Below are 22,865 nucleotides of genomic sequence, written 5' to 3'. Positions count from 1 at the left end.
AGGATTTTTCCCGGCCTTATATAGTGTTTATTACAATATTGACGATTGAATCTGGCGGGCGGAGAGCTTATAAATAGGTTGCCAAGGTAATTCTTGGTAAAATCGATGTGTTAACCCATCTTGTAAGGTATGTATGCTGTATCCCGAACTGTTTAAATCTCTGGAACAAGTCCGCTGGAACATGGAGACCGATATTCCGTGGGACAAATTCGATGCCTCCCAACTCTCCGATGAGCAGGCTCAGACGATTCGCATGAATGCAATTACAGAATGGTCAGCACTGCCCGCGACAGAGATGTTCTTGCGCGATAACCGTGGCGATAGCGATTTCAGCGCGTTCATGTCGGTTTGGTTCTTCGAAGAGCAAAAGCACTCGCTGGTGCTCATGGAATATTTACGTCGTTTCAGGCCTGAGTTGGTTCCGACTGAAGAGGAACTGGATAAAGTGCGCTTTGAATTTGATCCTGCGCCACCGCTTGAAACCCTGACGATGCATTTTTGCGGCGAAATTCGCCTGAATCATTGGTATCGTTGTGCCTCCGATTGGCATACAGAACCAGTTATCAAGCAAATCTATAAAATTATTAGCCAGGACGAAGCACGGCATGGCGGTGCTTATTTAAAGTACATGAAAAAAGCATTAGTTGAAGTAGGCGATAGTGCGTCAGCTGCGTTTGCCAAGATTGGTGTGTTGATGGCGTCTGCACGTCGGACCGAGAAGCCTTTGCATCCGACCAATTTGCATGTGAATAAAGCATTGTTTCCGAACGATACGGTGCAAAGCCGTCTGCCAGATCCAGAATGGCTTGAGCGCTGGCTTGATGATCAGATTCAGTTTGACGGCGTATGGGAAAAGAAAGTGGTTGATCGTATATTGCATAATATGTCGCTGCTATTCGAACGTAGTTTCTCTACCGTGCAAGAATTGAATCGGTATCGCAAAGAGATCGTTGCGCGTTTGGCTGAATCATCTGCTTCGACGGTGAAAGTTGGTTAATCGCCTAATTTATGCGAACTGATAGGTCGGCGATTACTGATTAATCCCCTTAATCCCTTAATCCCCTAAAGCCGCATACGTTGCGGCTTTTTTATTCCTGATTTGCGTGAGCGCTATGATTACATTTGAACAAAAACTGAGTTCCAGAGCAGAATTGCGCGCCCGCATCGCCGCATTGCCGCAGCCGGTTGTTTTGACTAATGGCGTGTTTGACATATTGCATCGCGGACATGTGACCTATCTGGCGCAGGCCCGCGAAGAAGGGGCTTCTCTGGTGGTCGCGGTCAACACCGATGCGTCGGTAAAACGTCTGGGGAAAGGCGACGACCGGCCAATTAATACTTGTGCGGATCGCATGGCGGTGTTGGCAGCGCTGGAAGCGGTGAGTCTGGTGGTTGAGTTTGATGAAGATACGGCACTGGAAGTCGTGCAGGAAGGGCGGCCGAATATCTACGTCAAAGGCGGCGACTACCAGATGGACGCGATTCCAGAAGGCCAGGCAGTGTTAGCGTATGGCGGTAAAGTGGTCGCTATTCCCTTTGAACATGACCGTTCGACCAGCAAACTGCTATCCAAGGTCCGGCAGGGTACCTGACGGTTTTCGATGCCGATCCGCTCGCAGCGGATCGTGGCTGACCGGGCTGCGGCTGGCATACGACAATAAATTCACCGAAAAAAAAGCGTGGTGCGGCAGAGGTAATTACACATCTCTTCATCGAATGGCAGCACCTTCTCTGGATGGAAGACGCATGCCAGGCACTAATTAATGATGCATCGTATTTGTCATGCCGCTCGTGTCTTCGACACTGACCGATACATTAATCTTTCCTGCTTTCTGAAAAATCAACGTCATGGGAAATTGGTCGCCCGCTTTCAGCGGCTTGGTCAATCCCATCAGCATAATGTGAAACCCGCCACCCGGCGCCATGGCGACAGTACTCATCGGATTCAATTCGACTTCGCCAGCTTCACGCATTTTCATGATATTGCCATCCATTTTCATCGTATGGATCTCTACCGACTTTGCCGCTGGCGAAGTGGTGCCGATTAACTTGTCCGCTGTACTTCCGGTATTCTCTATGCTGATGTAAGCACCCCCGCTGGATTGGCCGGGTACAGTCGCACGTGCGTAAGGATGGTTAATTTTTAACGCACCAATTTTGTAGTCCTGTGCGAAAGCTGATGCACTGAAAATAGATGCGCCAATTACAAAGGCAGCAAGCGGGAGGGTAATGCGTGGAAACATGACATTCCTTTAACTATTGGTAAAGCAAACCAAGCGCAAACGCGGGCAAAAATGTGTTGCCTGTCATTGACTGACAGCGCCGATTATAGCAATTAGGCTTCGCTCGCCAAGGCCCGTCGACCAAGCTCACGTGCTGGGCCGCCGGGAGATACCTTTTGGCGAGGGGCGCCAGAAGTGCCGACTGCAAACGGCAATTAAATCAGGCCCCACCCGCAAAACCATTTTGACGCCACGCTTCGTACACGACCACTGCAACGGTATTGGACAAGTTCAAGCTGCGATTATCGGGACGCATCGGTAGGCGAATACGCTGAGACTCCGGAAAGGATGCGCGCAAGTCAGGATCAAGTCCCCGTGTTTCCGATCCGAACACGAATATGTCGCCGGGGTGAAACGCCAGATTGCTGAAGGGGGTTGAGCCATGCGTGGTCATGGCAAACATGCGGTTTGGATTGAAGTCGGGGTCATGTTTCATCAAATCAATAAACGCGGACCAATTAGCATGCACCTTCATGGTGGCGTAGTCGTGATAATCCAATCCCGCGCGTCGCATTTTCGCGTCGTCAAGAGGGAATCCAAGCGGTTCGATCAAATGTAGCTGCGCCCCGGTATTGGCGCATAAACGAATAATATTGCCAGTGTTAGGCGGAATTTCGGGTTCAACCAGTACGACGTGAAACAACGGTGTTCTCCTTCTATTTAAGTAGTGTTCGGGCGAAAACGATATTAGTAACACGGGCCGCTCCGCAGCGCTTCAATGTGCGTGCCAGCTCATTGAGCGTTTCGCCGGTCGTCATTACATCATCAATCACGCCGACATGGCGGCCGCGAAGCAGCGTCATCGCTTTGGGCGACACGCTAAAAGCGTGGCGCAAATTCTGGCGGCGTTTAATTGGATCAAGCTTCATCTGCGGCAAAGTGTCTTGCTGACGTTGTATCAAATTGGAATGCAGTGGCACATTCAACAGGCGCGATAGTGGTCTGGCGATTTCCAGGGCCTGATTGAATCCACGGTTAGTCAGTCGCCGGGGGCCGAGCGGTACCGCAGTTAGTAAGGTGGGTGGATCGTTTGCTACAGCGGACTGACGCAACATGGCATCTCTTAACATGCGCGCAAATACTGGTGCAAGCGCCAGTTGGCCCCCAAACTTCAGCGCCAATACAAGTTGATCTGCTGGCGCGGCATAGTCAATCGCCACCACTGAAGCGTCGAAAGCACGTTTTTGCTTTAGACAGTCGCCACATAAGCTGACCACGCTCAATGATTTGCCCGCTTCGCTTTCAAGCGAAGGTAGAGTATTAGCGCATTGTCTACAACGCATTGTCGGATGCGAAAAATAGTTCTCCTCACATCCGCTACAAATGACGTCGCGACCTATTTGACCACAAAGTGCGCAGCTGGTCGGCATACCGGCGCGCAGGAGGGACGGCATTTGTTGCGACCAACGGAGTAGAGCGGTAAACATTAATAGAGGAGCGTCTCTTTGTGCGGAATGCGTATGTATATAACTACGGAGCACGTGATGTCACGCGCACCGCGCAATTTTGCAACGGTGTAAACTAGGGTGATTATCGCATTTCATTGCGTTCCGTCGTATTAGTCGCCTTTCATCGCATCTCATATATATATAAGTGACAGAATTTAATGCCAATTTCTCCCTCCTATCCCTCATCGGCGTTATCGAATGCGCCATCGGCTGACGCGCTTAACGACACGGCATCCAGCGCCCCTATAGATGGTCATCGGGTGCGTGCATTATTCGCGGAGCCGTCCCGAGTACGGGAGTCGGAATTTATGCGTCGCGAAATATCAACGCGCATGCACGAGCGCTTAGCGCTGGTGAAAATTTCACCAGAGCGCGTATTAGATGCCGGGTGTGGCGATGGGCCGGATATATATACGCTCCAGCAGCGTTTCGCGCAGGCACGTATTTTAGGCCTCGATGCATCGTTTGGTATGGTGTCGGCGGCCCAGGACCAGAAACAGGTCGCGCAGTCCTCAATAAATAGACTCCTGAAAAAGTGGCTCCCTATTAAGAGCAACAGCCTGGAGGCAGATTTACTCTGCGGGGATTTCGCAGCGCTGCCGCTAGCGCAGGATGTCGTCGATTTGGTATGGTCCAATCTGGCGCTTCATTGGCATCCACAACCAGACCGCGTGTTTGCAGAGTGGCGACGCGTATTGAAAGTCGATGGGCTACTGATGTTTTCTTGTTTCGGTCCGGATACCTTCAAAGAGTTGCGCAGCGCCTTTTCTGCGGCGGATTATGATGCCGCGCACATATTGCCGTTCGTTGATATGCATGACTTTGGCGACATGCTGGTGAACGTAGGTTTCTCGACCCCGGTCATGGATATGGAAACGATCACCGTTACCTACGATACGGTGCAGAAACTCCTCGCTGATGTGAAATCTTTCGGTGGCAATCCTTTGGCGACGCGAAAACGCTCTCTTATTGGGCGTGCGGCTTGGAAGCGCGTGGTGGATGCTATTGAGGCGACCCGCAGAGCCGACGGAAAATTGCCGTTGACGTTCGAAATCATCTATGGACACGCCTTCCGTCCGGCGCCGAGAAAGGCGGCCAGCGGGGAGTCAATAGTGCGCTGGGATCTGGATAAAAAAAGATAATTTAATTTAGTTTAAAAAGCGCTTGCCAGCTTAGGGATGTGTTGCTATAGTTCGGCCTCTGTTGAAAACGACGCGAAATACACGAAACAGCGCAAGCGGTTTTGAGGGCGAAGTGGACGATGGAACGAGGTTGTAAAGTGGGGTGTTTTGAGTGGTAGAAGGAGTTGATTTGGTTTTAAATTGTTGAAAAAAATGATTTAAAAAGAAGTTGACGAAAAGCTCGAAACGCTACATAATCTCATCTCTCTGCTGCTGACAAACAAAACGATTTGTTGGTGCTGCGAACACTACGGTGTGACGCAAAACAGAGACAGTTCTTTAACAATTAACAGCCGATAAGTGTGGGCGTTTAATGAAAGTGCAGCGTTAATTGCTTCGGTGATTTGCGTATAACTTAAAACATTAAATGTTCACAAAAGAAGAAAAATAGGATATTTCGCAGAGTCAAATCTGAGAAGTAGCCTGTCAGTATTTTGAGTGAGCGATAGCAGCGATGCTAGGCAGCAATGCCACAAAACAGAGATTAAACTGAAGAGTTTGATCCTGGCTCAGATTGAACGCTGGCGGCATGCCTTACACATGCAAGTCGAACGGTAACAGGGAGCTTGCTCCGCTGACGAGTGGCGAACGGGTGAGTAATATATCGGAACGTGCCTGGTAATGGGGGACAACTAGTCGAAAGATTAGCTAATACCGCATACGCCCTACGGGGGAAAGAGGGGGATTCGCAAGAACCTCTCGTTATCAGAGCGGCCGATATCTGATTAGCTAGTTGGTGAGGTAAAGGCTCACCAAGGCTTCGATCAGTAGCTGGTCTGAGAGGACGACCAGCCACACTGGGACTGAGACACGGCCCAGACTCCTACGGGAGGCAGCAGTGGGGAATTTTGGACAATGGGCGCAAGCCTGATCCAGCAATGCCGCGTGAGTGAAGAAGGCCTTCGGGTTGTAAAGCTCTTTTGTCAGGGAAGAAACGGTCTTGGTTAATACCTGGGGCTAATGACGGTACCTGAAGAATAAGCACCGGCTAACTACGTGCCAGCAGCCGCGGTAATACGTAGGGTGCAAGCGTTAATCGGAATTACTGGGCGTAAAGCGTGCGCAGGCGGTTTTTTAAGACAGGTGTGAAATCCCCGGGCTTAACCTGGGAATGGCATTTGTGACTGGAAGGCTAGAGTGTGTCAGAGGGGGGTAGAATTCCACGTGTAGCAGTGAAATGCGTAGAGATGTGGAGGAATACCGATGGCGAAGGCAGCCCCCTGGGATAACACTGACGCTCATGCACGAAAGCGTGGGGAGCAAACAGGATTAGATACCCTGGTAGTCCACGCCCTAAACGATGTCTACTAGTTGTCGGGTCTTAATTGACTTGGTAACGCAGCTAACGCGTGAAGTAGACCGCCTGGGGAGTACGGTCGCAAGATTAAAACTCAAAGGAATTGACGGGGACCCGCACAAGCGGTGGATGATGTGGATTAATTCGATGCAACGCGAAAAACCTTACCTACCCTTGACATGGCTGGAATCCTTGAGAGATCAGGGAGTGCTTGAAAGAGAACCAGTACACAGGTGCTGCATGGCTGTCGTCAGCTCGTGTCGTGAGATGTTGGGTTAAGTCCCGCAACGAGCGCAACCCTTGTCATTAGTTGCTACGAAAGGGCACTCTAATGAGACTGCCGGTGACAAACCGGAGGAAGGTGGGGATGACGTCAAGTCCTCATGGCCCTTATGGGTAGGGCTTCACACGTCATACAATGGTACATACAGAGGGCCGCCAACCCGCGAGGGGGAGCTAATCCCAGAAAGTGTATCGTAGTCCGGATTGTAGTCTGCAACTCGACTACATGAAGTTGGAATCGCTAGTAATCGCGGATCAGCATGTCGCGGTGAATACGTTCCCGGGTCTTGTACACACCGCCCGTCACACCATGGGAGCGGGTTTCACCAGAAGTAGGTAGCCTAACCGTAAGGAGGGCGCTTACCACGGTGGGATTCGTGACTGGGGTGAAGTCGTAACAAGGTAGCCGTATCGGAAGGTGCGGCTGGATCACCTCCTTTCTAGAGTTTGCACGGACATTAAGCGTCCACACTTATCGGTGTGTTAGTTAGAAGAAGAACAGTCATCATTAGGTAGGTGCTAATCAGGACGGGTCTGTAGCTCAGTTGGTTAGAGCACCGTGTTGATAACGCGGGGGTCGTTGGTTCGAGCCCAACCAGACCCACCACGTGATAGATGTACGATTTATGGGGGCTTAGCTCAGCTGGGAGAGCACCTGCTTTGCAAGCAGGGGGTCATCGGTTCGATCCCGTTAGCCTCCACCATATTTACGTTTGACCCGGCACAACGCAGGGGCAATCAGTAGAAGTAAAAATCAAACCTAAGTCAGTATTTCATGCGCGTTATAGGGTGAAATAAAAAGGGATTTAGGTTTGATCTTTAGACGATCATTGGCTGTTTGTTCTTTAACAATTTAGAAGAAGTAAAGAATTCGTCCGCAGTGCGACAGCATTGTGGATGGGTATGATTGTATCAAATCAAAAAAGTATTAAAGAGTTCTCAAAAGAGTCTGCGCTAGTAATAGTTGCAGACAAATGCGAAAACACTTTGGATACGGCAAACGCTAAAGTAATACTCATAAGTAATAATACTATGACCGGTTTTTAAGCGTGAACGCGTTTAGAAGCTAACGTTATAGGGACAAGTGAATAAGTGCACATGGTGGATGCCTTGGCGATTACAGGCGATGAAGGACGTAGTAGCTTGCGATAAGCTGCGGGGAGCCAGCAAACAGGCTTTGATCCGCAGATTTCCGAATGGGGAAACCCACCCTTTATGGGTATTGCAACCTGAATACATAGGGTTGCAAGGCGAACGTGGCGAACTGAAACATCTAAGTAGCTACAGGAAAAGAAATCAACCGAGATTCCCAGAGTAGTGGCGAGCGAAATGGGAACAGCCTGCACGATTTAGCATCAGCGATAATGGAACACTCTGGAAATAGTGGCCATAGAGGGTGATAGCCCCTTACATGAAATCGGTGGTGTGGAACTAAGTGTGCGACAAGTAGGGCGGGACACGTGTAATCCTGTCTGAACATGGGGGGACCATCCTCCAAGGCTAAATACTCGTAATCGACCGATAGTGAACCAGTACCGTGAGGGAAAGGCGAAAAGAACCCCGGAAGGGGAGTGAAATAGATCCTGAAACCGTGTGCATACAAACAGTAGGAGCGGACTTGTTCCGTGACTGCGTACCTTTTGTATAATGGGTCAGCGACTTACATTCAGTGGCAAGCTTAACCGTATAGGGAAGGCGTAGAGAAATCGAGTCCGAATAGGGCGTTCAGTCGCTGGGTGTAGACCCGAAACCAAGTGATCTACTCATGGCCAGGATGAAGGTGCGGTAACACGCACTGGAGGTCCGAACCCACTAATGTTGAAAAATTAGGGGATGAGCTGTGGGTAGGGGTGAAAGGCTAAACAAACTTGGAAATAGCTGGTTCTCTCCGAAAACTATTTAGGTAGTGCCTCAAGTATCACCATCGGGGGTAGAGCACTGTTATGGCTAGGGGTTCATTGCGAATTACCAACCCATTGCAAACTCCGAATACCGATGAGTGCGAGCTTGGGAGACAGACGCCGGGTGCTAACGTCCGACGTCAAGAGGGAAACAACCCAGACCGCCAGCTAAGGTCCCAAAGATTGGCTAAGTGGCAAACGAAGTGGGAAGGCTAAAACAGTCAGGAGGTTGGCTTAGAAGCAGCCATCCTTTAAAGAAAGCGTAATAGCTCACTGATCGAGTCGTCCTGCGCGGAAGATGTAACGGGGCTAAGCCAGTCACCGAAGCTGCGGATATCAATTTATTGATATGGTAGGAGAGCGTTCTGTAAGCCTGCGAAGGTGTCTTGTAAAGGATGCTGGAGGTATCAGAAGTGCGAATGCTGACATGAGTAGCGATAATGGGGGTGAAAAGCCTCCACGCCGTAAGCCCAAGGTTTCCTGTTCAACGTTCATCGGAGCAGGGTGAGTCGGCCCCTAAGGCGAGGCAGAGATGCGTAGCTGATGGGAAGCAGGTTAATATTCCTGCACCGTCGTGTGATGCGATGGGGGGACGGATCGCGGAAGGTTGTCCGACTGTTGGAATAGTCGGTTTTTGGCTCAGAGAAGGCTGTTAGGCAAATCCGGCAGCGTAATTCAAGGGGTTGAGACGAGCGAATTTATTCGTGAAGCAATCGGAAGTGGTTCCAAGAAAAGCCTCTAAGCTTCAGTCACACGAGACCGTACCGCAAACCGACACAGGTGGGCGAGATGAGTATTCTAAGGCGCTTGAGAGAACTCGGGAGAAGGAACTCGGCAAATTTGTACCGTAACTTCGGGATAAGGTACGCCCCGGTAGCTTGACTGGCTCGCGCCAGAAGGGTGAAAGGGCTGCAATAAAAAGGTGGCTGCGACTGTTTAATAAAAACACAGCACTATGCAAACACGAAAGTGGACGTATATGGTGTGACTCCTGCCCGGTGCTGGAAGATTAAATGATGGGGTGCAAGCTCTTGATTGAAGTCCCAGTAAACGGCGGCCGTAACTATAACGGTCCTAAGGTAGCGAAATTCCTTGTCGGGTAAGTTCCGACCTGCACGAATGGAGTAACGATGGCCACACTGTCTCCTCCCGAGACTCAGCGAAGTTGAAATGTTTGTGATGATGCAATCTACCCGCGGCTAGACGGAAAGACCCCATGAACCTTTACTGTAGCTTTGCATTGAATTTTGAACCAATCTGTGTAGGATAGGTGGGAGGCTTTGAAGCGTGAACGCTAGTTTGCGTGGAGCCAACCTTGAAATACCACCCTGGTTTGTTTGAGATTCTAACCTTGGTCCGTTATCCGGATCGGGGACAGTGCATGGTAGGCAGTTTGACTGGGGCGGTCTCCTCCCAAAGTGTAACGGAGGAGTTCGAAGGTACGCTAGGCACGGTCGGACATCGTGCTGTTAGTGCAATGGCATAAGCGTGCTTAACTGCGAGACTGACAAGTCGAGCAGGTACGAAAGTAGGACATAGTGATCCGGTGGTTCTGTATGGAAGGGCCATCGCTCAACGGATAAAAGGTACTCTGGGGATAACAGGCTGATTCCTCCCAAGAGTTCATATCGACGGGGGAGTTTGGCACCTCGATGTCGGCTCATCACATCCTGGGGCTGTAGCCGGTCCCAAGGGTATGGCTGTTCGCCATTTAAAGTGGTACGTGAGCTGGGTTTAAAACGTCGTGAGACAGTTTGGTCCCTATCTGCCGTGGGCGTTGGAAATTTGAAGGGGGCTGCTCCTAGTACGAGAGGACCGGAGTGGACGAACCTCTGGTGTACCGGTTGTCACGCCAGTGGCATTGCCGGGTAGCTAAGTTCGGAAGAGATAACCGCTGAAAGCATCTAAGCGGGAAACTTGCCTTGAGATGATATTTCCCGGGAACTAGATTCCCCTAAAGGGTCGTTCGAGACCAGGACGTTGATAGGCTGGGTGTGGAAGCGTAGTAATACGTTAAGCTAACCAGTACTAATTGCCCGTGAGGCTTGTCCCTATAACCTTAGCAGGTTGTGGGTAAGCTAATGAGATATGTGTTTGCCTGAAAAGTGCAATCATACCCAGTGCGGTGCCGACATACCCTTGTCAGCATCGCACAAGAAACAAGACCTTTACTTCTTCTAGATTGCGTTGTTTGTTGCCCTATTGGGAACAAATGACACTACAGTTTATGCCTGATGACCATAGCGAGTTGGTACCACCCCTTCCCATCCCGAACAGGACCGTGAAACGACTTTGCGCCGATGATAGTGCTGCAACCAGTGTGAAAGTAGGTCATCGTCAGGCTCTTATTAGAAAACCCTCTCCGAGAAATCGGGGAGGGTTTTTGCTTGGTGGAATCGATTTAGCACTTATCTTGCAGCACGGCACCTATACGGAAACGCCAAATTGAACCATGCGATCAATTTTTTTCATTTTCACGACGCCGGTTTATAAAAACTGTGTCGCTGGTATTGATGCTGTCCCACAGAAATCAAAACAATCCAAAACAATCTGCAATACCGAAGTACACTTCCAGCACCGTAAGTCTGTTATTTAAGGGCGACAGCACATTTCTAAGGTTTAAAAAGACAAAAAAGGCCGCTAACCCGACCGGGAGCGACCTTCTGATACTGATAAATTCCGTAACCTAGCTCAAGTCAAAGAGTTTACCTTGGCGTTAACGCAGGATTAGAAATGATAAGCAGCACGGACCACAGCAAAATTTGCTCCGCTGTTTGGCTCCTTGATGCTGCCGTTCGAGAAATGCTGCAACTTCAGGCCCAGATCCAGACCATTGCTGAATACATAACCGGCACCGATATGATCACCGAATTCAAATGCGGTAGAAAAGCGACGACTATTGTTATCGTATAGGTGAGACATCAGATGTACGCCTACCCCGGCTTCCGCATACAAACCTTTTTTATCGTCCCGTTCAAAACGAAAAACAGGGGTGAAGCCCACATCAGTCAATTTTTTCTGCTGTCCTGGCACATTTTGATATTGATTTTCCCGGAACTCAGCCAAACTCAAATCCCAGTAACCGCTGATATGAGTACCGTTCGATTGCCACCATCTGCTTCCCCAGTCCCACTGAGTCGCTGCGCGAACAAATTGGCTTTTATTTCCGGTACCAACCTCAAGAGAAGCAGAGTCAGGCGTGTAGTTGACCGCATTTGCCGCTTGTACACCGGCGAATAAGCATCCGATCGTAAGGATTTTTAAACCCATTTGTTTTTTTTGCATAAAGACTTTCAACAAAGAAATATAAGAAGCAGGTAATAAGAAGCAGGTGATGTTCGACCAGGACTGTGCATTTAAATGGTCACTCAGAGCACGGCTGCGTGAGCCATTTAAGTAATGGACCTAAATAATAGTTCAAAATCGACATTGCTGCTGAATAAGCAAATGGAAGTGTCGCAAACCTACACCGACAGCACTGGCCATACGCTCTCGCCGCCTGTTGTTGAAAGCCAGTCCCAGTCTTCGACGCAGGATAAAACCATCCGAGATCCCGATCTTGCTGGATTGAAGTCACCGACGCGGAGATTTAGTCCTTACTTTAATCTTTACGCTATCCAGATTTAACAGACGCCAATGACTCATTGAGCAGTTTTAAGATACGTTTCGCTTAAATTGACCCAGTAGCTCGCCCCAATCGGTAGCAAGTCATCGTTGAAATCATAGCTTGCATTGTGTAAATTGCAAGGGCCGAGACCATGACCGCCGTCGCGATGATCGCCCGAGCCGTTACCGAGAAAGACGTAGCAACCTGGTTTATTCTGCAACATGAAGGCAAAGTCTTCTGCCCCCATTGTCGGTTCAACCGTTGCATTAACGTTGTCGATGCCAGACATTGCCTGCATTACCGAGACAGCGATCGCCGTTTCTTTTGGGTGATTGACCAATGGCGGATAATTTCGATGGAAGCGAAAGTCTATTTCGGCACCAAATGCTGCGCCGGTGTGATGGGCGATGTCGCGCATGCGTTCTTCGATTAAGTCGAGGACATCAACTGAAAATGTACGTACTGTGCCGATCAACGTCGCTTCATCCGGGATCACATTGGTTGCGCTTCCAGAGTGTATTTGTGTGATCGATAAAACTGCAGAGTCGTTTGGGTTGATGTTGCGGGCCACGATCGTTTGCCAGCTTTGGGCGATCTGGACTGCGATCATTACGGGATCGACGCTCTTGTGCGGCTGTGCCGCATGAGATCCCTTACCTTTGACGATGACTTCAAACTCATTGCTCGACGCCATCATCGGCCCAGGTGTGACACCGAACTGTCCGGCAGTCATCCCAGGCCAATTATGCATCCCAAATACTGCTTCCATCGGGCATTGCTCGAATAGCCCGTCATCGATCATTCTTTGCGCGCCGGCACCGCCTTCTTCGGCCGGCTGAAAAATCAGGTAAACGGTGCCGTCGAAATCACCATGCAAGGATAAATGGCGCGCAGCGCCTAACAACATGGCGGTATGACCGTCGTGACCACATGCGTGCATTTTTCCCTCGTGGCGGGAGGCGTGCGCGAACTTGTTCAATTCTTGTACCGGTAGCGCATCCATATCGGCGCGCAGGCCGATGGCGCGTTCACCGCTGCCCTTTTTTAAAACGCCAACGACGCCGGTGATGCCCATTCCGCGTATCACTGGAATGTTCCATTCCGTTAATTTTTCGGCCACGACGTCAGCGGTGCGCTGCTCGTTATAACAAAGCTCTGGATGCGCATGCAAGTCGCGCCGGATCGCTTGAATTTCAGACTGAAACTTGATAATCGGTTCGATCAATTTCATGGTTTCTCCACATGATGGTAATGTCTAAGGCTAGATTAGAACATATAAAAAAACCGATACTGGCAAAAGCAAGTACCGGCGGTAGTCAGTTTTTATTCACTTCTCGGAAACTATTATGGATAACGGCAATCTTCGTAACAAAAATCAACGTAGACGTAATCTATAGCGTGCAGCCAGCGTGGCGATCACACTGAGAATTGCGCCAGCAATGACATAAAAAGTGACTGCCAGTTTGTTCTCCGTCGCTGCGATCAACCAAGTGATGGTCATGCCCGCAAATCCGCCAAAAATCATAACGGCAATGTTATAGCAAAGCGACATGCCAGTGCCGCGCGTTTGGACCGGAAAGATATCCGAGAGCAGTGCGGGCATGGACGCAAAATACATCGTCATCAAAATGCCAATGATGCCCTGAACCACCAGTAAATTTACAAAGCTTGGATGCGTCGACAGATAGGAGAATAACGGATATGTCAGGATGACAAACAGGATGCTGCTTGCCAGCATAAACGGCGTCCTGCCGTATTTATCCGAAAGATGACCGACGAGCGGTGAGAACAACATCATAATGACACCAGCCATGATCGTTGCGCTAAATGAAGCCGCTGACGTCATGCCGAGCTGTTTTACCGCGTACGTCGGCATGTAAATAACCAGATATACCGACACAGTTGCCATGATGACGCTGCCCGTGCCAATCAAAAGACGTTCTTTTTGAAACGTCATAATGTCGCTCAATGGCGTGCTGGTTGCGCTGGCTGCCGCAAATTCTGGTGATTCTTCAAGATTTCTGCGGATGTAATAGCCGGCCGGTCCGATGAGCAAGCCGAACAAAAACGGCAAACGCCATCCCCATCCTTCTAATTGTTCAGTCGATAACTGGGATGACAGCACTGCGCCAAAAGCGGCTGCCAGTAGAATACTCAGCCCTTGACTGGCGACCTGCCAGCTGGAAAAAAATCCGCGTCGATGTGGTGCATGCTCGACCAGAAAAGCGGTTGAACTACCAAATTCGCCACCGGCAGAGAACCCTTGAATCAATCGCGCTAACACAATCCCGGCGGGTGCCCACAAACCGATGCTGGCATATGTCGGCATGATCGCAATCATGAGGGTGCCGATCATCATCAGCATGATGGAAAACGTTAAAGCAGCCTTACGCCCAACGCGGTCTGAGTATGCGCCAAGTATCACTGCACCAAGTGGGCGCATAAAAAACGAAACACCAAAGGTCGCAAAAGTAATTAATAGCGATACTGTCTGATTGGCGGTGGGGAAGAATAGCTTGGCTATCGTAACGGCAAATGCGCTATAAATAAGTACATCAAACCATTCCAGCGCATTGCCAATGGAGGACGAAATGACGGCGCGCCAGGTTTGTGGATGATGGTCCGGTACGACGGATGCGGGGCTTTTTTCTTGGATGATCATCGGGAGTCCTGTGATATGACTTGTTATTTGCGATTGTGAGTTGACCAGTTCAGCACGCTGCAGGCGAAACCTTCCAAACAAAGGTAAGATTCTTAAGTTCAAAGTATATGCATCGCTAAATATAGTAAACGAGTTTGTATAAATAGGCATGTAAATTGCATGCCTTTATGCAATCTTTTGTCATCCCTGCGTTAATCCTTCGCACGCGCCGTCGATCATGCTGTCGTAGCTGCCGTCGAAGATTAGCGATCACCAAAGGAACACCATGAACAGTACGACTCCGATTTCCGCAGCACTGCTTCAGCCATCCGCCGACGTTTTGGCCATGATCGAACGACTGATTGCTTTCCCTACAGTGTCCCGCGATTCGAATTTAGGTTTGATTGAATGGACCCGCGATTATTTGGCTGGATTAGGGGTTACATCACGACTGACGTATGACGCGACGGGTAAAAAAGCAAATCTGTTTGCCACTTTGGGACAAGGTAAAAAACCCGGTTTGATTCTATCGGGGCACACCGATGTGGTGCCGGTGGAGGGACAGGCCTGGGATACCGATCCATTCAAAGCGACCATCAAAGACGGTTTGATATACGGTCGTGGGTCAGCCGACATGAAGAGCTATATTGCCACTGCGCTGGCGCTCGCACCGAAATTTCTTGCTGCTGATATGGACGCGCCGTTACATTTTGCCTTATCGTACGACGAAGAAGTAGGGTGCATTGGCGTGCAGGGCCTCATCAAGGATTTGCAGGAACTCGGGCTCAAACCGGCGGGGTGCATCGTGGGTGAGCCGACCTCAATGCAACCGATCATCGCGCACAAAGGAACCAACCGATTCCGCTGTTGCATCACTGGACGCGAAGCACATTCCAGTTACACCACCATGGGTGTCAACGCGATCGAATATGCGGCGCGGATCATCGTTTATATTCGGCAAATGGCTGACCGTTTTGCACAACTCGAGACCCGAGATTATGGATTCACGGTGCCGTACACAACCATGCAAACCGGTTTGATACGCGGCGGTCTGGCGTCGAATATCGTTCCTAAAGAATGCGCTTTCGATTTTGAAGCGCGCACCATGCCTGGAGTTGACGCTGGTCGGTTGTATCAGGAAGTGCAGGACTTTGCCGCGAATCTTTTGCCCGAAATGCAGCGGATTGAACCAAATGCAAAAATTGCCTTTGAATGGCTGGCATCCGCGCCGGGCCTCAATACCAAAGAACATGATGCCATCGTGCAGCTAGCGGCTTCATTGTCGCGCAACACCACCACCGGTGCGGTCTCGTACGGGACCGAAGCGGGCCTCTTTCAGCGCGCGGGTATTCCAACGGTTGTGTGCGGTCCTGGCAATATCGAACAGGCCCATCGTCCGAATGAATTCGTCGCTCTTGAACAGGTCGCACAATGTGAAGCCTTCATGATGCGCCTGATTGATCCGGTTGCTCCAATTTCAATGAAGTAGATATTCGCGGCCAGGCCGCAGTTTAATAAACGATTGGCCTCAAGAGATCATGACTACAACTACTTTTCGCGGGGCCTGTCCGCATGATTGCCCCGATACCTGTGCACTGCTGGTGACTGTTCAGGACGGCGTGGCCACTGAGGTGCGCGGAGATCCCGATCATCCAAGTACCGCTGGTGTACTGTGCACCAAGGTCTCGCGGTACACCGAACGGACCTATCACAAAGATCGATTGCTGCACCCAATGAAGCGGGTCGGTGCCAAAGGAGAGGGCAAGTTTATCCGTATCAGTTGGGATGAAGCCTTAGGCACCATCGCCGCCCGATTGGGCGAAATCGCAGCGCGTGATCCGCAGGCGATACTGCCTTACAGCTACGCAGGCACCATGGGACTGGTTCAAAGTGAATCAATGTCGATGCGGTTTTTTAACCGGATAGGGGCATCCCTGCTGGACCGTACCATCTGCGCGGCGGCTGGCGGCACCGGTTACAAATATACGATTGGTGCACGCATCGGAACGGACCTCGAGCAATTTCAAAATGCCAAACTGATTGTGATTTGGGGCGGTAATCCTATTGCTTCCAATCTGCATTTATGGATGCGCATACAGTCCGCGAAACGTCAGGGCGCCAAGCTGATCGCGATTGATCCGTACCGTTCGCTAACGGCAGAAAAATGCCATCAACATATTGCTTTGCTGCCGGGAACCGATGCAGCGCTGGCGCTTGGAATGATGCATGTTCTGATTGTGGAGAATTTGCTGGACCATGCCTATATTGCAGAGCATACCCTGGGCTTCGATAAGCTCAAGGAGCGCGCGCTCGAATGGCCGCCAGCAAGGGTCGCAGAGGTGTGCGGGATTAGCGCCACCGAAGTGATTCAACTGGCGCGTGATTACGGCGTTGCTGCACTCGCGGGAGAAGGTGTTGCCATCCGGGTTAACTATGGCCTGCAGCGGGTGCGGGGCGGCGGTATGGCTGTCCGTAATATCGCCTGCCTGCCAGCGCTGGTCGGTGCGTGGCGAAATGCCGCTGGCGGTGTGCAGCTATCTACCTCGGATAGTTTTCCAAAAAATCTGCACGCCTTGCAACGGCCTGATCTTTTGAAGCATCACAAGGGCCGTCTGCGCACGATTAACATGAGCACGATTGGCGACGATTTGTTGCGGGAAACATCGGCTGATTTCGGCTCTAAAATCGAAGCAATCATTGTCTATAATGCGAACCCGGTGGCGGTGGCACCACAATCGGGAACGGTCGCACAAGGCTTTGCCCGCGATGACCTCTTTACCGTGGTGCTGGAACATTTTCAGACGGACACTGCAGATTACGCCGACATCCTTTTGCCGGCAACGACTCAGCTAGAACACGCAGACGTGCACTCCTCTTACGGCCACTTGTACATGCTGGCGAACAATCCGGCGATTGCACCGTTAGGCGAGGCAAAACCCAACACCGAAATATTTCGCTTGCTGGCAGCGCGGCTGGGGTTCGACGATGACTGTTTCAAAGAAACCGATGATGCGATTGCTGCACAAGCTTTCGATCGTCGGAATGAACGCGCCATCCATTTCGATTGGGATGCATTGAAACAGAAGGGATGGCAAAAATTGAATGCACCCGATGCGCCATTTTCCGGAGGTGGTTTCCCAACCCCATCTGGCAAATGTGAGTTCTTCAGCGCCAGCATGTTAACGGACGGACTCGATCCACTCCCGACCTATATTCCGCCTTATGAATCGGTCGCCAGCAATCCAGTATTGGCAGCGAAATATCCGCTAGCGATGATTTCGCCGCCGGCCCGTAATTTCCTGAATTCCAGTTTTGTAAACGTCCAAAGTTTGCGTGACACGGAGGGCGAGCCGCATCTCGATATGCACCCGGCTGACGCGCTGCAACGCGGAATCAGCACCGGTGACACGGTGCGAATCTATAACGATCGCGGCACTTTTATTGCCATGGTTCGGGTCACAGATAAGGCCCGGGTTGGCCTGGTAGTTGGTCTGTCCATCTGGTGGAAAAAATTTGCCCCCGACGGAAAAAATGCCAACGAAGTGACGAGCCAGCGTTTAACCGACATGGGGCGAGCGCCAACGTTTTACGACGTGTTGGTGGAAGTTGAGGCAATGTAATTTAATCGCGATGGGGCTTAGTCAAGACGTCATTGCGGCCCCTTTTTTGATATTTACTAGCTTTGCTATTGGATGTAATTGGAGGAGGGTTTCAGATGACTACGATGAAGCCGGCATCCCTTTCAATCGCACGCTATCCGGCAAGGTTGTTACTGGTATTGTTCATCTCTTTAATGATGAGTGCTTGCGCACAGGTCGGTTATTACGCGCAAGCGGTACATGGAGAGCTTTCGTTGCTCGCCGATGCACGCCCCATTCTTGTCTGGCTCGACGACCCGAACGCCAGCGAAAAGTTAAAGTCGCGATTGCGAACCATCAAAGGCATTCGCCAGTTTGCAGTAACTGATTTGGGCTTGCCGGATAATGGCAGTTATCGCAATTATGTAGATTTACAGCGAAAGTTTGTACTGTGGAACGTCGTGGCCACACCCGCTTTATCACTGACGCCCAAACAATGGTGCTTCCCAATCGCAGGCTGTGTATCCTACCGCGGTTATTATGATCAACAAAATGCGCAACAATACGGCGCGCAACTCCGCCGTGAAGGTTACGATGTTCAGGTGCTGGGTGTGCCAGCCTATTCCACTTTGGGTTGGTTCAACGATCCGGTGATGTCGACCTTTATTAACTATCCGGACGCTGAATTAGCCCGGTTAATCTTCCATGAATTGACGCACCAATTATTCTATTTAAAAGGTGATACCGATTTCAATGAGGCATTTGCCACCACCATAGAAGAAGTCGGTGCGGAGAAATGGCTGCTCGCGAATGGTGATGACAAAAAACGCCGTATTTATGCGGAATATGAGGGTCGCAAATCCGAATTTTTAGCGTTGCTGTTGAAGTATCGCGAGCAATTGTCTGACGTCTATGCGAGCCACCTGAGCGACACCGTAAAACTGGAAAAGAAGGCGCATATTTTCGTAGCACTTCAGAACGACTACCAAATCTTGAAAGTGCATTGGGGCGGCTACTCAGGGTATGACCGTTGGTTTGCCGAGCCGTTGTCTAATGCACATTTGGCAATAATCGACACGTACTACGCGCTTGAACCCGGATTCCGAGCGTTGTTGGTTCAGCAACAAAATTTCACACAGTTCTATGCTGCGGTTCGAAAGTTAGCGTTATTACCCGAAGAGGAACGACGACGCCAGTTAAATGCGTTGGCCTTGGCATCGTCAAAACTTAGCACCAGCGCGATCGACCGCCAATAAAGGGATGGGGAGCCAGGTTACCGCCGAGAGCGACACATTTATGCATGTTCGCCTGATTTCCACTGCTGAGGATTTACTCCAATATGCTTCAAAACACTTGCAAGTGCGCCCTATGCCCGATAGCATCACGTTAGAATAAAACAATCGTGCTTTTTTTGTGTCCGGCGCATTGATTTAAAGATCATTCAATTTTTTATCGGCATCTTATAAAACCGCCATCGATTTCAGCGGCTTGGTCGCATTCAGGGAGTCGCTATGTCGAGGTTGGCAGCTCCTCAGTTTTATAAGGTTGCATCAATAATAACGAGAGACAAAAGGTAAACCATGGATAAATTTTGGCTTAAATCGTACCCCGAAGGCGTTCCAGCGGAAATTGATTGCACTCCCTATCGTTCGTTGGTGCATTTGCTTGAGGAAGCATTTCAAAAATATGGCGCACGGAACGCTTTTGTTTGCATGGGCAAGTATCTGACCTATGCTGAAGTAGATCAGTTATCGAAAAAAGTGGCGGCATGGTTGCAAAGCAGGGGGATGCAAAAAGGCGCGCGGGTCGCGATTATGATGCCCAACATTTTGCAATATCCTGTCGTTATCGCAGCTATTCTGCGGGCAGGATACGTCGTGGTTAACGTCAATCCTCTGTACACCCCGCGTGAGTTGGAGCATCAGTTAAATGACTCTGGCGCAGAAGCGATATTTGTTCTTGAGAACTTTGCCACCACCTTACAACAGGTTCTGACTCGCACCAAGATCAAACATGTCGTCGTCGCGACGATGGGCGACTTGATGGGCGCCAAAGGGTTGATGGTCAATCTGGTGGTGCGACACGTAAAAAAAATGGTGCCCGAGTTTTTATTGCCTGGCTCCACCCCCTTCAAGCGATTGTTGTCAGAAGCCTCGTCAATGATCCTTAAGCCGATAGCAACGACGCAAGAGGATGTCGCCTTTCTACAATATACCGGTGGCACAACCGGTGTCTCCAAGGGGGCGATGCTGTCTCATCGGAACGTGATTGCCAATGTATTGCAAGCAGAGGCCTGGCTTTCGCCCGGCTTGGATAAAGGTCCAAAAATTGAACAACTGGTGTTTGTCTGCGCCTTGCCGCTTTATCATATCTTTGCATTGACCATCTGCGGCGTATTCGGTATGCGAGTGGGCGCGCTAAATTTGCTGATCCCGAATCCCCGCGACATCGCAGGCCTGATCAAGGAGTTATCCAAGTATCAAATCAATACGTTCCCGGCAGTAAACACGTTATATAACGCGCTGGTGAATCATCCTGATTTTTCAAAATTGGATTGTTCAAGTTATCGAGTGTGTGTTGGCGGCGGAATGGCAGTACAAAAAGCAGTAGCAGACAAGTGGATGGCCGCGACCGGCTGCCCGATCATCGAAGGCTACGGGCTTTCGGAAACATCACCCATTGCCTGCGCCAATCCTCCTACAATTGCGGCCTATAACGGCAGCATAGGATTACCCATACCTTCGACTGAGATCGCGATACTGGATGACGCAGGAAATCCGGTCGCCTTGGGGCAGGCTGGTGAGATCGCCATTCGCGGGCCGCAAGTCATGATGGGGTATTGGAATCGCCCGGCCGAGACCGCCTCGGTCATGACGCCAGATGGCTTTTTCAAATCTGGCGATATTGGTGTCATGGACGAACGTGGTTACACCAAAATTGTTGATCGTAAAAAAGACATGATTCTGGTTTCTGGCTTCAATGTTTATCCGAACGAGGTAGAGGGCGTCGTTGCTGAACATCCTGGTGTATTGGAGTGTGCATGTATTGGTGTGCCGGACGAGCACGCGGGCGAAGTCGTCAAACTCTTCGTCGTACGTAAAGATCCTTCGCTGACTTCGGAAGAGTTGATGGCGTACTGCAAAGAGCAATTAACCGGTTACAAGCGCCCTAAATATATTGAGTTTCGGAGTGAGTTACCGAAGACCAACGTTGGAAAAATTTTGCGTCGTGAATTGCGTGACGAAAAAGTAGAGCAAAAGAAAGCTGCATGAGGGCTGCATAAGAGTTGCAAGAGGGCGGATAAACTTGTAATCAGCTTACGATTCAGCTAAAACGGTGTGCGTTATTTTTAAGAATAAACGTTTTTCCCTGAGTCTTTCGTAAAAAAAATCCCTGAGATGCGCGATGCATCTCAGGGATTTTTTTGAATCTTAATTAGTTTTCTGAAAGCCAGACGTGATACCGAAACAGCGTTACCATTCGGCGAAACTGCCGTCTTTGTGGCGCCAGATTGGATTGCGCCAGCGATGCCCAAGTGCTGCGCGTTCTTTTACATACTCCTCATTGATTTCGATTCCCAATCCAGGGCCTTGCGGGATCGTGACATAGCCCTCGTTATAAGCGAAGACCCCCGGATCGACGACATAATCGAGCAGATCATTGCTCTCGTTGTAGTGGATGCCGAGACTTTGTTCCTGAATGAACGCATTATAAGAAACCGCATCGACTTGCAAGCATGCTGCCAATGCAATGGGCCCAAGCGGGCAATGCAGCGCGACGGCGACATCGTAAGCTTCGGCCATAGTGGCGATTTTTCGGGTTTCTGTGATGCCGCCCGCATGTGACACATCCGGCTGGATGATATCGACGTATCCTTCGCTGAGAACACGTTTGTAGTCCCAGCGTGAATAAAGTCTTTCCCCTAGCGCGATAGGCGTGCTGGTGAGATGCGCCAGCTCTTTTAACGCCTCATAGTTTTCGCTCAAAACTGGCTCTTCGATGAACATCAGTTTGTACTGTTCAAGTTCCTTGATCAGAATTTTTGCCATCGGTTTATGAACGCGACCGTGAAAGTCGACGCCGATGCCGATGTGAGGACCGACCGCATCGCGAACCGCTGCGACATTGGCCAGCATCGCCTCAACTTTTTCATACGAGTCAACAAACTGCAACTCTTCCGTACCATTCATCTTGACCGCACTAAAGCCGCGTGCGACAGCATCTTTAGCCGCCGCCGCGGTGTCAGCCGGACGGTCACCACCGATCCATGAATACACTTTGATGCTATCGCGCACAGGCCCCCCCAAGAGCTGACTGACCGAGACGCCGAGCGCTTTGCCTTTGATATCCCAAAGAGCCTGATCGATACCCGCCAGCGCACTCATGTGGATGGCGCCGCCGCGATAAAATCCGCCGCGATACAATACCGTCCAGTGATCTTCGATGTTGCGTGGATCTTTGCCGATCAGATAGTCTGATAACTCTTCCACCGCAGCCGCGACGCTATGCGCGCGTCCTTCAACCACTGGCTCGCCCCATCCAACTACACCTTCATCGGTTTCGATTTTTAGAAAGCACCACCGCGGCGGCACAATGTAAGTAGTAAGTTTCGTGATTTTCATGCAGTCATCTCCGTATTCTTTTGCGT

General features: G+C 50.3%; 15 protein-coding genes, 2 tRNA genes and 3 rRNA genes. 13 read left to right on the top strand and 7 right to left on the bottom strand.

The window, feature by feature from the left end:
* Nucleotides 1–133: 133 nt before the first annotated feature.
* Together JQN73_RS06910 and rfaE2 are read left to right on the top strand one after the other, a co-directional pair.
* Complete coding sequence (locus tag JQN73_RS06910) at nucleotides 134–997, top strand: ferritin-like domain-containing protein (protein WP_205322363.1); 864 nt, start codon at nucleotides 134–136, stop codon at nucleotides 995–997.
* Between the two features lie 115 nt (nucleotides 998–1,112).
* Nucleotides 1,113–1,592 (top strand): D-glycero-beta-D-manno-heptose 1-phosphate adenylyltransferase, encoded by a 480-nt coding sequence (rfaE2, locus tag JQN73_RS06905; RefSeq protein ID WP_205322362.1) that lies wholly within the window; start codon nucleotides 1,113–1,115, stop codon nucleotides 1,590–1,592.
* A gap of 168 nt (nucleotides 1,593–1,760) precedes the next feature.
* Here the strand turns inward: rfaE2 and JQN73_RS06900 are convergent, their stop codons facing one another.
* The 3 genes from JQN73_RS06900 to JQN73_RS06890 form a co-directional block, all read right to left on the bottom strand.
* Nucleotides 1,761–2,243, bottom strand: coding sequence for a copper chaperone PCu(A)C (locus JQN73_RS06900; RefSeq protein ID WP_205322361.1), 483 nt, complete (start codon nucleotides 2,241–2,243; stop codon nucleotides 1,761–1,763).
* A 199-nt stretch (nucleotides 2,244–2,442) separates the two neighbouring features.
* Nucleotides 2,443–2,925 (bottom strand): tRNA (cytidine(34)-2'-O)-methyltransferase, encoded by a 483-nt coding sequence (locus JQN73_RS06895; protein ID WP_205322360.1) that lies wholly within the window; start codon nucleotides 2,923–2,925, stop codon nucleotides 2,443–2,445.
* Nucleotides 2,926–2,938: 13 nt separating this feature from the next.
* Nucleotides 2,939–3,709 carry a ComF family protein gene (locus JQN73_RS06890; protein ID WP_205322359.1) on the bottom strand — a complete coding sequence of 257 codons (771 nt, stop codon included), beginning with the start codon at nucleotides 3,707–3,709 and terminating at the stop codon, nucleotides 2,939–2,941.
* 179 nt (nucleotides 3,710–3,888) lie between these two features.
* On the opposite strand from JQN73_RS06890, the gene JQN73_RS06885 reads away from it, so the two are divergent.
* The 6 genes from JQN73_RS06885 (at nucleotide 3,889) to rrf (ending at nucleotide 10,734) form a co-directional block, all read left to right on the top strand.
* On the top strand, nucleotides 3,889–4,872 hold the full coding sequence (locus JQN73_RS06885) for a methyltransferase domain-containing protein (protein ID WP_205322358.1): 984 nt from the start codon (nucleotides 3,889–3,891) through the stop codon (nucleotides 4,870–4,872).
* A 525-nt stretch (nucleotides 4,873–5,397) separates the two neighbouring features.
* Nucleotides 5,398–6,930 (top strand): 16S ribosomal RNA (locus tag JQN73_RS06880).
* A 90-nt stretch (nucleotides 6,931–7,020) separates the two neighbouring features.
* Nucleotides 7,021–7,097 (top strand) — tRNA-Ile (locus JQN73_RS06875).
* Between the two features lie 21 nt (nucleotides 7,098–7,118).
* Nucleotides 7,119–7,194, top strand: a tRNA-Ala gene (locus JQN73_RS06870).
* Between the two features lie 374 nt (nucleotides 7,195–7,568).
* Nucleotides 7,569–10,444, top strand: a 23S ribosomal RNA gene (locus tag JQN73_RS06865).
* Between the two features lie 177 nt (nucleotides 10,445–10,621).
* Nucleotides 10,622–10,734 (top strand): 5S ribosomal RNA (gene rrf / locus JQN73_RS06860).
* Together the 16S, 23S and 5S rRNA genes with 2 tRNA genes alongside form the textbook arrangement of a ribosomal RNA operon.
* Before the next feature lie 384 nt (nucleotides 10,735–11,118).
* On the opposite strand, the gene JQN73_RS06855 is transcribed toward rrf, so the two are convergent.
* Nucleotides 11,119–11,676 (bottom strand): acyloxyacyl hydrolase, encoded by a 558-nt coding sequence (locus JQN73_RS06855; RefSeq protein ID WP_205322357.1) that lies wholly within the window; start codon nucleotides 11,674–11,676, stop codon nucleotides 11,119–11,121.
* 114 nt (nucleotides 11,677–11,790) lie between these two features.
* On the opposite strand from JQN73_RS06855, the gene JQN73_RS06850 reads away from it, so the two are divergent.
* The gene (locus JQN73_RS06850) at nucleotides 11,791–12,018 is read left to right on the top strand and encodes a hypothetical protein (RefSeq protein ID WP_205322356.1); all 228 of its coding nucleotides are present in this window, start codon (nucleotides 11,791–11,793) and stop codon (nucleotides 12,016–12,018) included.
* Between the two features lie 14 nt (nucleotides 12,019–12,032).
* On the opposite strand, the gene JQN73_RS06845 is transcribed toward JQN73_RS06850, so the two are convergent.
* Nucleotides 12,033–13,229, bottom strand: a complete 1,197-nt coding sequence (locus tag JQN73_RS06845; protein WP_205322355.1) for a M20 aminoacylase family protein — start codon at nucleotides 13,227–13,229, stop codon at nucleotides 12,033–12,035.
* 144 nt (nucleotides 13,230–13,373) lie between these two features.
* Nucleotides 13,374–14,660: an MFS transporter gene (locus tag JQN73_RS06840; RefSeq protein ID WP_205322354.1), complete on the bottom strand. Its 1,287-nt coding sequence runs from the start codon at nucleotides 14,658–14,660 to the stop codon at nucleotides 13,374–13,376.
* Nucleotides 14,661–14,925: 265 nt separating this feature from the next.
* Between JQN73_RS06840 and argE the strand changes: the two genes are divergently transcribed.
* From argE to JQN73_RS06820, 4 genes are all read left to right on the top strand, one after another.
* Nucleotides 14,926–16,128, top strand: coding sequence for an acetylornithine deacetylase (gene argE, locus JQN73_RS06835; RefSeq protein ID WP_205322353.1), 1,203 nt, complete (start codon nucleotides 14,926–14,928; stop codon nucleotides 16,126–16,128).
* A 49-nt stretch (nucleotides 16,129–16,177) separates the two neighbouring features.
* On the top strand, nucleotides 16,178–18,259 hold the full coding sequence (locus tag JQN73_RS06830; protein ID WP_205322352.1) for a molybdopterin-dependent oxidoreductase: 2,082 nt from the start codon (nucleotides 16,178–16,180) through the stop codon (nucleotides 18,257–18,259).
* Nucleotides 18,260–18,354: 95 nt separating this feature from the next.
* The gene (locus JQN73_RS06825; RefSeq protein ID WP_370551327.1) at nucleotides 18,355–19,473 is read left to right on the top strand and encodes an aminopeptidase; all 1,119 of its coding nucleotides are present in this window, start codon (nucleotides 18,355–18,357) and stop codon (nucleotides 19,471–19,473) included.
* Nucleotides 19,474–19,797: 324 nt separating this feature from the next.
* Entirely contained in the window at nucleotides 19,798–21,489 is a 1,692-nt protein-coding gene (locus JQN73_RS06820; RefSeq protein WP_205322351.1) for a long-chain-fatty-acid--CoA ligase, read from the top strand.
* Nucleotides 21,490–21,690: 201 nt separating this feature from the next.
* Here JQN73_RS06820 and dgoD read toward each other — a convergent pair whose 3' ends face one another.
* Nucleotides 21,691–22,839 (bottom strand): galactonate dehydratase, encoded by a 1,149-nt coding sequence (gene dgoD / locus JQN73_RS06815; RefSeq protein ID WP_205322350.1) that lies wholly within the window; start codon nucleotides 22,837–22,839, stop codon nucleotides 21,691–21,693.
* Nucleotides 22,840–22,865 lie beyond the last annotated feature (26 nt).

This window comes from Glaciimonas sp. PAMC28666 (assembly GCF_016917355.1).
Taxonomy (GTDB): domain Bacteria; phylum Pseudomonadota; class Gammaproteobacteria; order Burkholderiales; family Burkholderiaceae_D; genus Glaciimonas.
The sequence above is the reverse complement of the archived record's forward strand: the minus strand, read 5'-3'. Positions and strand labels throughout refer to the sequence as shown.

Excerpts from the sequence above, each read along its gene's own strand:
- argE (WP_205322353.1), top strand. The coding sequence starts at position 14,926 with ATGAACAGTACGACTCCGATTTCCGCAGCACTGCTTCAGCCATCCGCC.
- JQN73_RS06890 (WP_205322359.1), bottom strand. The coding sequence starts at position 3,709 with ATGTTTACCGCTCTACTCCGTTGGTCGCAACAAATGCCGTCCCTCCTG.
- JQN73_RS06885 (WP_205322358.1), top strand. The coding sequence starts at position 3,889 with ATGCCAATTTCTCCCTCCTATCCCTCATCGGCGTTATCGAATGCGCCA.
- JQN73_RS06830 (WP_205322352.1), top strand. The coding sequence starts at position 16,178 with ATGACTACAACTACTTTTCGCGGGGCCTGTCCGCATGATTGCCCCGAT.
- JQN73_RS06840 (WP_205322354.1), bottom strand. The coding sequence starts at position 14,660 with ATGATCATCCAAGAAAAAAGCCCCGCATCCGTCGTACCGGACCATCAT.
- rfaE2 (WP_205322362.1), top strand. The coding sequence starts at position 1,113 with ATGATTACATTTGAACAAAAACTGAGTTCCAGAGCAGAATTGCGCGCC.
- JQN73_RS06850 (WP_205322356.1), top strand. The coding sequence starts at position 11,791 with ATGGACCTAAATAATAGTTCAAAATCGACATTGCTGCTGAATAAGCAA.
- dgoD (WP_205322350.1), bottom strand. The coding sequence starts at position 22,839 with ATGAAAATCACGAAACTTACTACTTACATTGTGCCGCCGCGGTGGTGC.
- JQN73_RS06855 (WP_205322357.1), bottom strand. The coding sequence starts at position 11,676 with ATGCAAAAAAAACAAATGGGTTTAAAAATCCTTACGATCGGATGCTTA.
- JQN73_RS06845 (WP_205322355.1), bottom strand. The coding sequence starts at position 13,229 with ATGAAATTGATCGAACCGATTATCAAGTTTCAGTCTGAAATTCAAGCG.
- JQN73_RS06820 (WP_205322351.1), top strand. The coding sequence starts at position 19,798 with ATGGATAAATTTTGGCTTAAATCGTACCCCGAAGGCGTTCCAGCGGAA.
- JQN73_RS06900 (WP_205322361.1), bottom strand. The coding sequence starts at position 2,243 with ATGTTTCCACGCATTACCCTCCCGCTTGCTGCCTTTGTAATTGGCGCA.
- JQN73_RS06825 (WP_370551327.1), top strand. The coding sequence starts at position 18,355 with ATGACTACGATGAAGCCGGCATCCCTTTCAATCGCACGCTATCCGGCA.
- JQN73_RS06910 (WP_205322363.1), top strand. The coding sequence starts at position 134 with ATGCTGTATCCCGAACTGTTTAAATCTCTGGAACAAGTCCGCTGGAAC.